Annotated in this window: 14 protein-coding genes; 1 reads left to right on the top strand and 13 read right to left on the bottom strand. The window is 58.4% G+C overall.

Annotated elements, in window-relative coordinates; all coding sequences use genetic code 11:
• The 11 genes from VKR55_RS04055 to VKR55_RS04005 form a co-directional block, all read right to left on the bottom strand.
• On the bottom strand, positions 1 to 785 hold a 785-nt coding region (locus tag VKR55_RS04055), incomplete at its 3' end, for a DUF3363 domain-containing protein (protein ID WP_324399899.1).
• A gap of 1,021 nt (positions 786 to 1,806) precedes the next feature.
• Positions 1,807 to 2,391 (bottom strand): hypothetical protein, encoded by a 585-nt coding sequence (locus VKR55_RS04050; RefSeq protein WP_324399897.1) that lies wholly within the window; start codon positions 2,389 to 2,391, stop codon positions 1,807 to 1,809.
• Positions 2,346 to 2,552, bottom strand: a complete 207-nt coding sequence (locus VKR55_RS04045; RefSeq protein WP_324399895.1) for a hypothetical protein — start codon at positions 2,550 to 2,552, stop codon at positions 2,346 to 2,348. Before VKR55_RS04045 ends, VKR55_RS04050 begins: the two co-directional genes overlap by 46 nt.
• Positions 2,553 to 3,513: 961 nt before the next feature.
• Positions 3,514 to 3,729, bottom strand: a complete 216-nt coding sequence (locus tag VKR55_RS04040; RefSeq protein ID WP_324399893.1) for a hypothetical protein — start codon at positions 3,727 to 3,729, stop codon at positions 3,514 to 3,516.
• A 12-nt stretch (positions 3,730 to 3,741) separates the two neighbouring features.
• A complete protein-coding gene (locus VKR55_RS04035) occupies positions 3,742 to 4,779 on the bottom strand; it encodes a fatty acid desaturase (protein ID WP_324399891.1) in 1,038 nt (345 codons plus the stop codon).
• A complete protein-coding gene (locus VKR55_RS04030; RefSeq protein ID WP_324399889.1) occupies positions 4,780 to 5,043 on the bottom strand; it encodes a hypothetical protein in 264 nt (87 codons plus the stop codon).
• Between the two features lie 651 nt (positions 5,044 to 5,694).
• Positions 5,695 to 5,949, bottom strand: a complete 255-nt coding sequence (locus VKR55_RS04025; RefSeq protein ID WP_324399888.1) for a hypothetical protein — start codon at positions 5,947 to 5,949, stop codon at positions 5,695 to 5,697.
• 1,614 nt (positions 5,950 to 7,563) lie between these two features.
• On the bottom strand, positions 7,564 to 7,938 hold the full coding sequence (locus VKR55_RS04020) for a hypothetical protein (RefSeq protein ID WP_324399886.1): 375 nt from the start codon (positions 7,936 to 7,938) through the stop codon (positions 7,564 to 7,566).
• Between the two features lie 111 nt (positions 7,939 to 8,049).
• Positions 8,050 to 8,313 carry a DUF1488 family protein gene (locus tag VKR55_RS04015; protein ID WP_324399884.1) on the bottom strand — a complete coding sequence of 88 codons (264 nt, stop codon included), beginning with the start codon at positions 8,311 to 8,313 and terminating at the stop codon, positions 8,050 to 8,052.
• A gap of 74 nt (positions 8,314 to 8,387) precedes the next feature.
• Entirely contained in the window at positions 8,388 to 8,696 is a 309-nt protein-coding gene (locus tag VKR55_RS04010; protein WP_324399882.1) for a hypothetical protein, read from the bottom strand.
• Positions 8,697 to 8,938: 242 nt separating this feature from the next.
• Positions 8,939 to 9,178, bottom strand: a complete 240-nt coding sequence (locus tag VKR55_RS04005) for a DUF6894 family protein (protein WP_324399880.1) — start codon at positions 9,176 to 9,178, stop codon at positions 8,939 to 8,941.
• Between the two features lie 1,267 nt (positions 9,179 to 10,445).
• Between VKR55_RS04005 and VKR55_RS04000 the strand changes: the two genes are divergently transcribed.
• Positions 10,446 to 10,655: a cold-shock protein gene (locus tag VKR55_RS04000; RefSeq protein WP_324399878.1), complete on the top strand. Its 210-nt coding sequence runs from the start codon at positions 10,446 to 10,448 to the stop codon at positions 10,653 to 10,655.
• Between the two features lie 932 nt (positions 10,656 to 11,587).
• Here the strand turns inward: VKR55_RS04000 and VKR55_RS03995 are convergent.
• Both VKR55_RS03995 and VKR55_RS03990 read right to left on the bottom strand, forming a co-directional pair.
• Positions 11,588 to 11,962 carry a hypothetical protein gene (locus tag VKR55_RS03995; RefSeq protein ID WP_324399876.1) on the bottom strand — a complete coding sequence of 125 codons (375 nt, stop codon included), beginning with the start codon at positions 11,960 to 11,962 and terminating at the stop codon, positions 11,588 to 11,590.
• Positions 11,931 to 12,197, bottom strand: coding sequence for a hypothetical protein (locus VKR55_RS03990; protein WP_324399874.1), 267 nt, complete (start codon positions 12,195 to 12,197; stop codon positions 11,931 to 11,933). Before VKR55_RS03990 ends, VKR55_RS03995 begins: the two co-directional genes overlap by 32 nt.
• Between the last annotated feature and the right edge of the window lie 130 nt (positions 12,198 to 12,327).

Genomic DNA, 12,327 nt, shown 5'->3' with positions numbered 1-12,327 from the left:
AAGCCTTCGCCGTGAAGGGCGAACTGGCCGACGCCACGTTCCTCGGTGAGATCATTCCTGGTGAGCGCCCGATGGATCGAGTTGATGGCCTCATTGCGGTGGTCCAGATCCTTCAGGACTTGCTCCGCGCGGCCGGAAAGGGACCATCGTCCCGGCTCGAGCTCGGTTGCTATTCCATAGCGCTCCAGGTGCCGCACCCGGGCGATCATGAGGTTGCGGTTCTCCCGGACGAGGAAAGTCGCGCCCTCCCCAGTTCGCAGGTCGATCACGCCCTGATCCTGCTGCTCGCCCAACAGCATCTTGTCGAGCCTAGTCACGCGTTCGGCTTCGATCTCGTTCTGCAGTTTTGTCTGAAGCTCAATCTCGCTCTGGTGCCCCAATTCCCGGGTGACTAGTTCGCTGGCGCGGTGACGGACGCCATGGGCGATGTAGTCGCCGGCAATATTGAGGATGCGGCCGTCGTCAAGCACGCCGCGAACGATGATGTGTGTGTGGGGATGGCCAGTGTTGTGATGGTCGACCGCGATCCAGTCGAGCCGGGTCGCCAGATCTAGTTCCATCTGGCGCATGAGGTCGCGGGTGAAGCCGCGAAGGTCGCCCATCTCGGTGGCATCCTCCGGCGCCACGATGAAGCGAAACTGATGACGATCTTCTCGGCCGCGCTCCACAAACGCCTTGCCATCGGCCTCGTTCTCGAACGCCGAATAGGCCTTGCCCCGCTCGCCGTCACGCGTAACACCATCCCGTTCAAGGTAACGCAGATGTGCATCGACGGCCCTGCTCATCGTCCCGCGCATCTTCGGCCCCCGTGCGCCCCTCGCTTGCGGATTGAGCCGGACTACCCTCGCCTTGACCACCACTCGCCGCGCTCGGAAGCGGCCAGCGGAATCTCTCTGCCACCCGCCGTCCGCGCTCTGCCGAGCAAACGAGGCAACGACCTTCGCGCCCCGGCCACGCGCGTTAAACCGACCCGTCCTGCCTCCTTCCCGGCCACTGGCCGAACCTATACGCTGAGGATCGCCACCTGCCTTGCGGACTGCGATCTGGACCTGCCTGAGGAACGGTTGCCTCCGCGGATCGATGCGCGCTCCACCGTTGCGTGACCAACCAGGTCTGATTCGGAAATTGTCGCTCTCATCACGTGCCATGACGCGACGATTGGCCTCGGAAATAGCCGACACAAGAGCTTCCGAGCATCGATCGCATCAAATCGCACTAGCGCGCATGAGGGCGAAGAAACAGCGGGGTTCCTCCTCGACGCACATTGCGAGCGCCATCGCTCGGAAGATTGAAATTCATCGGGAAAATCTGTGGGGCGGCACTTGCACACCTCGCACCGCGCCGTTTTGACGTCGCAGAAACTTGCAAAATCCAATGTGCAGACAAGCCTTTGCGACCGAAGGGAGCCAGCGAACGCCAGTTCGCTTTATCTCGCCGTCAACTCCCAGCCCCTCCTAGCCGTCCCCAACCGTGCACATCTTTCGAACTTGTCGTCCTCATTTCTGGATTGCGCCGATGCGCCAGCCTATTCTGGCGAAGCACATTCTGACCTGGTCCCGAACCACTCTCGAAGCGGAGCAATCCCGTTTCTCGACAGCAGGTCTGATGCAATACGCGCGCAGAGAGCAATGCGCGATGCAGAAGATTTGCAGAATTCGCGTCACTGCGATCACGGCGAGATCGATGCGCCTGAATTTATGATTTCGAACTGTTCGGAGACTTCCAATCATGCAAAGCGCCGCAATCTCGGCAACATCTCGCGGTAGGGCGAGTGACAGTCTGTGTCGCGGATCCTCGGCAAATTGGTCAGCGAAACGTCGCAGACTTGCTGTGCGCGCCGGCGGCAAGCAGAAGCGCAACAGCCATCGGATCAAGGACGGCGACAAGCGCCAGGGTCAGCAGCCGAACGGATCGCTCCAAGTCCGTAGCCGGCATGCCGATCAACTCGGCGAGATATCGCACCGGACCTACGTCGGCTTCCGCGCGGCGACGGTCTACGTCCGTCTTAATTTTCTCGATTCGTAGAGCTGCGAGCGCCTGGGTCTCACGTTGGCGGTTCACGACGATATCAGCGCGATCGCGGCGCTTTTGATCAGCAATCGTCATCGCCCCAACGGGGCGGCCGAGCCGCGTCGATTCTTCGATGGCTGCGTCGATCTGGGCAATGCGTCGATCCAGGTCGGCGACGGTCTCGGTCTGTATTGCTAGACGCGCTTCAGTTTCGGCTGTCCTGTCCGCGAGCGCCAGATCAACGCTCGCTATATGATCGAGGTGAGCTTTTGTAAGAAAGCCGAACACGCCGACTGCGTTCAGGCCCATCAAAACACCAATCATTATGACGAGAATCAGACACAGAAGTGGGGCGCCGAGCGCCAGTTCTCTGTCAACCATGCCGCAGCGACAAGTTTCCCGGCTTCCAGCGCAGCGCCCATGATGATTACAGGCCAGAACGCGCCGGCAAAGATGGCAGTAAGACCGTCAATAGAGAAGGCTGCTGACACACAGGCGAGTACCAACTCGACGATGAACGCGGCAAGCTTGACCGGTGACATCGAGCGTCTTGTGACATTTGCTTCGTACGGCAGACCTGCCGCTTCTGTAACAGCCGGCGTAACGGACGTCGTTACAACGATCTCCCCGGCGTTACGCTGGATGTAACCGGCGTTTTGCCACGCCCTCAGCCGCCGCCCGGCTCTCATCCGGTTCCAGCCCCACTGGCGACTAAGTTCCGCCGCGCTGGCGGTTATGCGCCCATCGGGCCGGGAGCGTAGCCAAGTCAGCGCCTCGGCTTCGTCGAACGGACGGCTCGGATCGGTTTGGGTCAGGACGAGCGGCTGCTCCCCGACTATCGGCCGGGGCCTTGATGAATTTCGATTGGCGATGGCGGTGACTGTCTCGACTAGCCTAAAGCTAAACCTCGCTTGCGATTGGGACTGGGGCAGTAGCGGATCCTGCACCGAATGAGCATTCACAAGGCTGGCTTCGCTTTATGGACCGTGCGACCAGGTGCGCAGGCACACCGTCACCCATAATGGCCACGGAAGCGCCGCTGATAAAGTGGCACATGTTAAGTGTCCGCAGAACGGCCAAACTGCACGCCACTGCCCGCCACAGCCCTCCCAGAGTCAACGCTGCGACTATTGCGAGCTTGATCGAGCACAATTGCGCAACAAAGCCGCCTCGCACGAGGCGAGGCGCCTCAAATGGGGAGGTCAGCGATGCCAGACGGCGACGAGGTTGGCGTAGATCGGGGCCGGGAAGGAGGATCAAGCCGCCGCCGCTTCGAAGACCACCTCCTTGGCCACGTAGATGAAAGCGATGTTGCCTTCCTAGTTCCCGCGCAGGAAGATGCGGACTGAAACTGGAGCATTGGTATTCGGCAGCACTCAGGCCGCAGCTCGCTCAGTTGAGCGCAGCCGCATCGGCTTGCGCGGCTCCTCGGTCCCTCGGCGCGAATTGCGCCTGAGTACTCTCCCATGCTTTGTATTAGCGCGCACCATGCGCCCGCAATCGTCATTGCCGCCAGCAATGCGACAGTTGATCTTCGGTCACCACCCGTTCCACATTGTCCGATTTGCTCTTGATGCGATATCGAAGACGTCCGTCCGCCTCGATCGGCATAAGTTTGACAATGGTGTAAATCGTCGGCGGGGCTTCGATCTCGACACGACCTTGGGGCCTCTGAGGGGAGTGCTGAATATCTTCATTGAGCTTGTATGCATGCGACATGTAGCAACCTCTCTAACTTGCGGCGGCCCTTGCTACGTCCATGGCGGCTCGCCGGAACGAGACCAGTCGCCGCCTGTCCTCATCCCACAATGTCAGCCGCACACACCACAGGCTTTGAAACATGGTGATTCGTCCGACGGCGGCGAGTTGAGGATGATCCCGCAACACGTCTGATAACCTGTAGCAGGGAATTCGGCTCGACAGGTGGTGGATGTGGTGGACGCCGATGTTTGCCGTGAACCAGCGCAACACCACCGGCAAGTGATAGTAGGAACTGCCGTGTAGCGCCGCCTCGTGAAAACTCCAGGCCTCGTCATCGGACCAGGAAGTGTGCTCGAACTGGTGCTGAACATAGAACAGCCAGACGCCGATCGACGACGCCAGAATGGTGATCGGCAGGTGCACCAACAGGAATGGCCTGACGCCGACCAGGCTGATCATGCCGGCGACCAGTATCGCAACGGCGGCGTTCGTGCCCATCGTGCTGAGCCAGGGCCTCAAGCCGCCGCGCATCATCCCGACCGGCAACCGATGGCGCAGGAGGAACAGATAGCTCGGGCCGATGCCGAACATCACCATTGGATGCCGGTACAGACGATAGAGCATCCGGCGCCATCCGGGCCGCGCGAAGAATTCACGCACGGTCAACGTGTCGATGTCGCCGAAGCCTCTTTGATCGAGATTTCCCGAACTTGCATGATGGAGCGCATGGTTGTGCCGCCAGTAGCCGTACGGGGTCAGCGTTATGACGCCGATGACCCGGCCGATCCAATCGTTGGCAAGACGGTTGCTGAAAAACGAGCCATGGCCGCAATCGTGCTGGATCATGAAGAGACGGACGAGCAGGCCCGCGGCAGGCACCGCTCCCACGAGGCCGATCCAGCAGTCAAAGTAAAGGGACACCCACATCAGGGTCCAAATCGCAGCGAAGGGAATGGCAGTGATCGCAAGCTCGAAGCTGCCACGCACGTTGTCCGGCTCGCGAAAGCGGCCGAGCAGCTGAACCAGCGTGCGGGCTTCCGTCGAGCGAACCGCATTTTTCTGCACCATTCAGCAACCGCGACAGATGTTCTTCAGCTTACTGCGCGTTCGGGCGTCCTCGGCGAGGAAGGGGTCCTCGTAGGCCGTCCGGTCACCTTCAACGGCCGCCGGCTTTTCAATTTTCGGACGGGGATACGCCGCATCGTAACTGGCGAGTCTCCCGGACGTACTGTCGATTGCGCGGCAATCCGGTCCGGCGGCCAGCGAGCCTTGCGTGCACACGCAGAGCGCAAGCACGGCAAAAGCCATCTTCATCCGATCTTCCTTTTTCATGAGCGATGTGCCGCCGGACATCCGCGATCAATCAATCCTATCTACCCGTGGATCGCCGTGGGCAATCCGAACGCTTGTAGACCTGTACGGCGGTTAGTGCTCGACAACGTGGAAGGCGCTCCAAAAAGACTGCGCGACCTCAACGATTGAACACCAGGTTTGGCGCCATGGTCGCGGAGTTGTCTTCGGCGCGATTAAACAGCATAACACAGCCGAGCAGGATGACCGCCAACAGGCAGTATCGAAGCCAGGAAGACCGGCCGAACCCACGGGCGTTCATTTGTTTGTATCCTTTGCAGGCCAAGCGGTCGTTTCAGGTTTCGTGGCCGTCCTTGCGAGTTCGGCTTCCGCTATTGCGCTTTCCGATGGCACGCCAGCTGCCGCTACGACGACGAGCAGCGACTTCGGACTCGCCGCCGGCTTCAAGGCGACCGACCCGTCACCTGTCATTAGACCGTAGACTGTTGTCCTGACGCTGTATAGCAGTTCTTCTCGCGAATACCGCGGACCCTGGCCTCGCATCAGACACTCGTCGCGTTGTTCTACACGGAGGACCCACACGACCAACATACGATCGCGATGCGACTATATCCGGCGCAATAACGGATCGCTTTTCATTCGGAACTTTCCTGTGACAGCTCTGGTTCTGCTTCAGGCGGACCGCAGGCTCGCCAATGCTGCCAGTCCAAGTTCTGCGGGATCTCGCTCGCCGGTTGCAGCACATGCGAGCACGTTCTGTGCGATTCGCAAACGGTTGCCTGTCGTGAGCATCCGTGGCGATAGCGAGGCAATGGCCCCGTCGAATACTGTCTTAAAGCCTGCGAGCTCTTCTGGAGAGTACGCGACATCCTGATCGATCATCGCAATGACCTTTCTCTTAGCAATAGAAGGGGTAGCATATCCCATGCGCCTCCCCTGGAAGCAAACTGCGCCAATCAAACGGCACGCGATTAATTTGGCGGCAGGCCTGAACTCGCTCTGCCTGCATCGTGTTTGGCAAACGGCGCCAGGAGATTTTTGGAGAGCGGATATTTCGCGGCGGCAACGCTGACCTTCGGGCCGCCTAGCGGCTACAACGGCACCATGGGGCTACGGCATACGCAAAGCAAGCAATAAAGAACGACAGGATCGTTGTCAGTTCAGCTTGGCTCGCCTATTTGAGATATGCGCATCATTGCTTCTCGCTGGTGACGGTGCGTGGACCAGTTGCATCAGATCGATTGTTCCGCTGCGGTGAATTCTGAGTCCCTCCGTGCTGCCAACTGAGGCGGCATTAATCTTCCCAGATAAGCTTGTTGCACAGTCCGCACCGATAGACGTAGGCCATCATGCCCGTTTTCACATCCGGCAGCTTGAGGTACAAGCGAGGTACCCCATCGCATACTGGGCAGTGGCTTGGCGGCTCATGGAGCGGCCGAGGCCCTTGAGGCGTGTTCATGACGCGTCCCTGTCTAAAAAGGCGGGAGCGCGCGTCTCTCTCAGCCACCGATGCCCGAAATACCGTTGTCGGTGATGGAGCCCAACATATCATCCGGCTGTTGGTTGCCGAGGAATTAGATACTCTCCAATTCTTATTAAGGCACTCTTAACCTAAAATTAGGGCACTTCAGGCATAATGACCTGTCTGGCGGGGAGTAGTTTGTCCCGGACAAGGAAGGCCCCGGCATTGGCTAGTCCCGGGGCCTTCGCTTTTTTTGCGTGACGCACGCCAGATTAGTACACTGGCATTTTGGGCCGATGGGCAGTGACCTGCTGCCCCGAAACGCCCCTTGTTTTGAGTTGGATCTGTTCTCGTGAAGCGCTCCCCAAAAGCTAGGCCAGCCGGAGCTGGAATTTTCTGGGGTTTTGGCTCAAGCCGGCGGGGGCGCCGAAGAAGCTGCTCGGGGACTCGATGCTGCACACCTCGGCCCTAAGGAGATGTTTGAAGAAAATTCTGACGCCCGCCTGCGGAGACGAGCTGTGACCTGGGCGCTTGAAGGAATCGGCTTCGCAACGACGCCGCTTCGGCTACCGTCGCTTAGGACTGCTATTGGCTCGACAAGAGGTCCGGATTAATCGGAAGAGGCGTCGCATTTTTGGCCTCTCGGGCCAATCGTTCGGCTTTCAAGCGCTGCAAATTTCGACGCAACGCGACTTGCTCCTTCTCGTATTCGGTCAAGGGGCTATCTGACGGACGGGATATGTTGTTGGCATCGTTTTCACGCCTGCTCATGACGTTGTCCTTTCGGATCGCACGGGAACGTCAGGCGATCGCATTTGACGTTTAAGAAGACATCGCCACCAACATCGCCCTGACGATTCCCTACCTTGTTGTGCCGGCGATTGGCTCGCAATCTCCGAAATGAAGCACGGCCTTGCCCATGCTCTGGCGATGGTGTATTTCCGAAGCAGGCCTTGGGATCGTCTGCGGCTATGCCCCAAGCCGCTAAACGGCTCGGATCGATCACGTGATGCTTCGTTCGGAGTGCTGTCTGTGAGGCCTCCATGACGCTCAGCGCGCCTTGCAACCCCGCGGGCCGTTTAACTCTTCGTCGCCGTCTTTGCGAGGTCCAGATCGATGCTGCTCGCGCAAGCCTTGGCCAAAGCGTAGTCCATATTCGTGGACGCAACGTTTTTCACGACCTCGCTGACGAGATTTTCTCTGGAATAAACGCTGCTTGTCTTGAATCTGGCCATGGCGCCGTCCGTGGCTGTGAATTGCGCGACGCACAGGGGCACTAGGACAGACATCCGGCCATTGTTCTCAGCCGCGGCTCGCATAAGTCTGGCACTCTCCTCAGTCATCCAACCGCCCCAGATGAAGCCGATGGTCATGGTTGCGACAGCGCCGAAAGCGATGCCTTGAAACAAACGCGTGCGCGCCTCGCGCTGGAGGATGGCTGGAACTTTCATCATATTGCCTTTCGTGAGGGTCTGACGCGATGCAGACGAGTGCCCGTGTCGTTGACGTTAAAGCTGATTGTGCTCGTCGTGTTTTACTTTCGTCAGGATCTCGTGGGCGGAGTGTCAGAAGGCCGACGCGTCTAATTCATAGGATCCTCTCTGACCGCGTGAATAGACCCTTGTAGCGGCCCGGCAGATTAATTCTCGATTCCTGTCAAACGCGGCAAGGAGGGCGGGCTCTTCCGGCAATAGCCTCGGCACAAGGCGCTCGAGCGCACCTCGAGTCACAAAAAAGGAGCATTCAATCGCACTGTCATAGCCCCAGAAACGCACCGCATCTCGGGTTGCATCAAAACTCCGGCTTGGATTTGGAAAGGTCAGGGTCATAAAGGCAGCGTCATGATGAGTCTCACCATACAAAAAAGATGCTCACTTACGACAGCTTGGCGCTCGAGGGAGGATCACCGCGGTTTCGTCTTGGCTCGATCCACGCGAACGATTTGAAATTCATCTGGACCTTCCAGCAAACTGCGCTTCCGGCTCGCCTGGTCTTCCAAACTCGCGGATACATCGGAGACACCGTCTATTGCGTCGCCTGCCATTTCATGCGCCCGCTTCCTTCGTTCCTCGAGCCCATCCATGAGTTCCTCGTCGATAGCAGAGGGCGGCGCCGCAGGCCGCGAACGCTGGGCTTGCGTGCGGATGCGCTGAAACTCATTTGAAAGCCGCTCTTCAAGCGTCGAACCTTCTCGATAACCACGCCGGGTCATATGGTGCTCCTGTCGTCTGGCCGCCTCTCGATCGTGCCGCAGTTCGCTTGGCGTTCTGCGGACATCCTCGCACCTGGCGAAAGCCGACACACCCTTTCGATGAGAACCCAGAGACTTTCCGCCCTTTTCCAGTCGAACACATCGCGCGACCAGATCGGAGGCCATTGCGAGTCGGTCGGCAGGCTCCCGTCTGAGCTTCTCAATCGTTCAAAGGGCCAACAATTCTATGCCGGACGACATCGTCAATGTCTGGTCCGGTTCATTCGATGGATGAGAGCCGCACAAAAGAGCGACTCCGTCATGGAACGAACTTCAATCGCCACATCGAGCCGCCCACGCATCACTTCCGAATCTCGGGCCAGACCAGCCAACGTATTTGCCGCTTCAACCTCTGCGGCTTTCTCGTTCGCGAGCTCGAGCCCCTCTTCATCGGGGTACAGATTTCCTTCGCTGCGAATATCGAAGAAGTAGCGAGTTTTCATGGCAAACCTCCTTGCGGGCGGCAATCAGCGACTTGCCATGATACGATCGTTGCCCAAGTCAGCCACCTCGATTCGCTGGTTGTGTCTTGGGATGGCTATCGCATTTTCTGTTGCGCGAACTCCTGCTTCGGCGACAAGTCGCGATCGATTGCCTCGTGAGGCTACGGAAGGTCTGCCTTTTTTGCTTGGGCGGCTAAACACGCCGAGTTCTCTCCAAGCTATTGACCACCACGAGCTTGGAGCCAATGTATGCCGAAAGATTTCCGACTTCCTGCTCCAGGGCAGCCTTTGAAAGCCTGAGAGTCGACGCCGTCTCGATACACCGACCGTCAGTATCGAAACGTCTTGTTCGGCGCCGACGGCACTGTCAGCCTCCGACGCGTGGACGCAATTTTCGATCCAGCAATCTATGAAATCGCGAGCTGATTCCGGGATGAGACAGCACTCCTTCGCTAAAAAGCCGGGAGCACGAGCTGTCTCTCTGCTGCCAGGGGCCTCACATCCATCCCGGCAATGGACAAACACTGCACTATTCCGAGCCGCTCCGCCAGCTCTAATTAGATATAAATGCTAGCTCTGGCTGCAGAAGCTGAAGGTTGATTCACGCAGCTCGCATGGAATCCGGCCTTCACGATCTTGCGGTCAAGCAAGTTTACCTTAGTCCGTCCGTTGCGGTGGCGGATCTGGATGCAGCGCCAGCTTATCCGCCTCGTATTTCTCGATCAGGAGGGCGATGCCATTCAACGTCAGTTGGTCGGTGGTCGAGGCCGACAGTCACGACACTGATCGAGTCGATGATCCAATTCCAAGCATAGGGTGCACATCGCGTCACTCCGTCAAAGACAGGCGGGAGCACGCATGGTCTCTCAGCCACCGATGACCAGGTGATCGCTGCCGGGGGTATAAAAGCAAGCGCACTTGTCCTGAAAGGTTCCGCAATTCAAGCAAAGGCAACAGCCAGCGTCCAAGTGACGCGGCAGCGCCCTTCCCCCGTCCTCCGCTCCTGGTCTCCGGACCAGGCGTTCACCAAAACCTAAAGGCGAGCCAGCATTGGTGAATAAAGCGCGCTGGACCATGCGATTACACCGCCCTTGAGGTTAATTAGCCGCTTCACCTTGCTTTTCTGCTTTGCAACGTTTAAGTTGTGCTTATTCGATTAGCCGCTGTGCCTTTCCGAACGCGCCTGCGGGCCCCTTCCCAAAGACATCGACAAGTTGAATTGAAATCGCGTGGTGGTCACGCGACTTGTGTCTTGGAAGGACAAAAAATGTCGACAGGTACTGTCAAGTGGTTCAATGGCCAGAAGGGTTTTGGGTTCATCCAGCCCAATGACGGCGGGAACGATGTGTTCGTTCATGTGAGCGCGGTCGAGCGCGCCGGGTTGCCCGGCCTCGCCGAAGGTCAGAAGGTCAACTTCGAGCTCAAGACCGACAAGATGCGGGGCAAAACGAGCGCAGAAAATCTGTCGCTTGCTTGAGCCGCCGAAGCCATTTCACGGATGTACTGGAATGGCAGTGTGCCCGCTCGATCTCAGGATTGAGCGGGTCTGCTCACTTGTAAGCCTGGATTCGGAAAGATGGTAAGCAGGAAATCGGCTGAACCGTCTGCCGTAAGTGTCGCGCGCGCCAACCGGCGAAGGCTGGCCCAGGAAGAAGGCGCGCGAGCGATGATAGACGTCGAGCAGAGGGCCGCCGCGCTTCGCAAGAACATGGAGCGTCTTCGCGCGCTGAGAGAAGCCAAACAAGCGGAAGAAGCTCTGGCGCGACCTGCGCTCGGCGAAGTGCCAAAGAAGCAGCGCGGAAGGCTGCGCTCGAGATAAGTTCGGCGGTCGCGCAGCGCCGCTGGAAGCGCGGCGTGACTGCTATCCGCTGCTAGCTTCCATCCAATCAACTGCACCTATCCGAGCGGGCTCTAGGAACTCTACCCGACGGAGCTGTTGTCTCCCAATACCTGCCGCAAGCCGAGCATTCCCAACGATTGACGATCTCGTTGGGCGCATATGTGGATCTGCTTGGAGCGATGACAGTGTGGCCGCAGACGCAGGTATCGGTCCCCTCAGGCGGCGAGCGACGCACGTCGTCGCTCATAAATCTATCAGCAGAACGATGCTGGAAATTCCGGCGAAGATTAATTGAATAGATAGCCGCATTCATGTTGTTGGTGCTCCCGTTTTGCGGCGGGAGCGCGACCACGTCTCTCAGTCACTGACGCCGTCATCCACGGTCAATGATCGTACCAATATAGGCGGTACAAGCCCAAAAGGCCAGTTCGATCGCGCCCGATGCGAAAGAACGGAGAGATGACGTCGACAGCTCTATCCGCGGCTCTTGTGTGATCGAAAAGCGGTGTCCGACGCCGGCACGAATGGCGGCGCTGCTGCCTTTCGGCTCGGCGCAGCGGCGATCACCTTTATCTTTTCCTTTTTAGGTTTCTTGGCTTCCCGATTGCCTCTTTGCTGGCCTTTTGCCATATCGATTCCCTTGGGGTTCGAGGACTGCGCAGATAGAGCGCGTGATTGGAAAACGTCCAACCAGCAGGAATATCCGCCAGTTGAGGCGCGTCGAGATCGTATTCCGTCGCGAGCCTAGTCGTCAGATCGAGCACACAGGTGCGATAGAAATTGTCCGCTTCCGTGCTCGGTCGGCTGATGCTCGCGGTCCATCCATAAGCGTCGTCAAAAATAAACAACGTCATTCCTAGCGGCCACGGTCCATGCAGGGCCGTTGCTTGCACCAGGATCATCTCCCCGAGTTCATAGGCCGTCTTCAGGCGCTTTGCGGTCATCGTCTGCCTCACAGGCCACGGGATCTGGGCGTTTCGCTATCTTTTCAAGCTGCTCGAAGTCATCAGGCAGGAGGATCTGACCTCGCGGCGTGCAAATTTTCACGTCCACGTAGCCCCGGGCCAGCAGCTCCTTTGCGTTCTTCAACGCTTCCGCAGCCGCGTCATGACCAACATTGACGCGCGAGAACTGATTACTCCCGCTGACCAGGAACTTCAGTTGCTTGGCCTTAGCCACGCCAGACAACCACGACAAGGAGAAAGAGCAGGAGCAGTGCCGGCACGATCACCGGCGGTACAATCCAGTCGCTTAGACGAGACCGGGCCATTACGCGCTCCTCTCTTCGGCGCGAGGACTCGTTGATCCA

The organism is Bradyrhizobium sp. (genome assembly GCF_035309285.1).
Taxonomy (GTDB): Bacteria; Pseudomonadota; Alphaproteobacteria; order Rhizobiales; family Xanthobacteraceae; genus Bradyrhizobium.
Note: the sequence above shows the minus strand (reverse complement) of the source record. Positions and strands in the feature narration are given on the sequence as shown.

Coding starts and splice junctions, on each gene's coding strand:
- VKR55_RS04050 (WP_324399897.1), bottom strand. CDS start 2,391: ATGGTTGACAGAGAACTGGCGCTCGGCGCCCCACTTCTGTGTCTGATT.
- VKR55_RS04045 (WP_324399895.1), bottom strand. CDS start 2,552: ATGTCACCGGTCAAGCTTGCCGCGTTCATCGTCGAGTTGGTACTCGCC.
- VKR55_RS04040 (WP_324399893.1), bottom strand. CDS start 3,729: ATGTCGCATGCATACAAGCTCAATGAAGATATTCAGCACTCCCCTCAG.
- VKR55_RS04035 (WP_324399891.1), bottom strand. CDS start 4,779: ATGGTGCAGAAAAATGCGGTTCGCTCGACGGAAGCCCGCACGCTGGTT.
- VKR55_RS04030 (WP_324399889.1), bottom strand. CDS start 5,043: ATGAAAAAGGAAGATCGGATGAAGATGGCTTTTGCCGTGCTTGCGCTC.
- VKR55_RS04025 (WP_324399888.1), bottom strand. CDS start 5,949: ATGGGATATGCTACCCCTTCTATTGCTAAGAGAAAGGTCATTGCGATG.
- VKR55_RS04020 (WP_324399886.1), bottom strand. CDS start 7,938: ATGATGAAAGTTCCAGCCATCCTCCAGCGCGAGGCGCGCACGCGTTTG.
- VKR55_RS04015 (WP_324399884.1), bottom strand. CDS start 8,313: ATGACCCTGACCTTTCCAAATCCAAGCCGGAGTTTTGATGCAACCCGA.
- VKR55_RS04010 (WP_324399882.1), bottom strand. CDS start 8,696: ATGACCCGGCGTGGTTATCGAGAAGGTTCGACGCTTGAAGAGCGGCTT.
- VKR55_RS04005 (WP_324399880.1), bottom strand. CDS start 9,178: ATGAAAACTCGCTACTTCTTCGATATTCGCAGCGAAGGAAATCTGTAC.
- VKR55_RS04000 (WP_324399878.1), top strand. CDS start 10,446: ATGTCGACAGGTACTGTCAAGTGGTTCAATGGCCAGAAGGGTTTTGGG.
- VKR55_RS03995 (WP_324399876.1), bottom strand. CDS start 11,962: ATGACCGCAAAGCGCCTGAAGACGGCCTATGAACTCGGGGAGATGATC.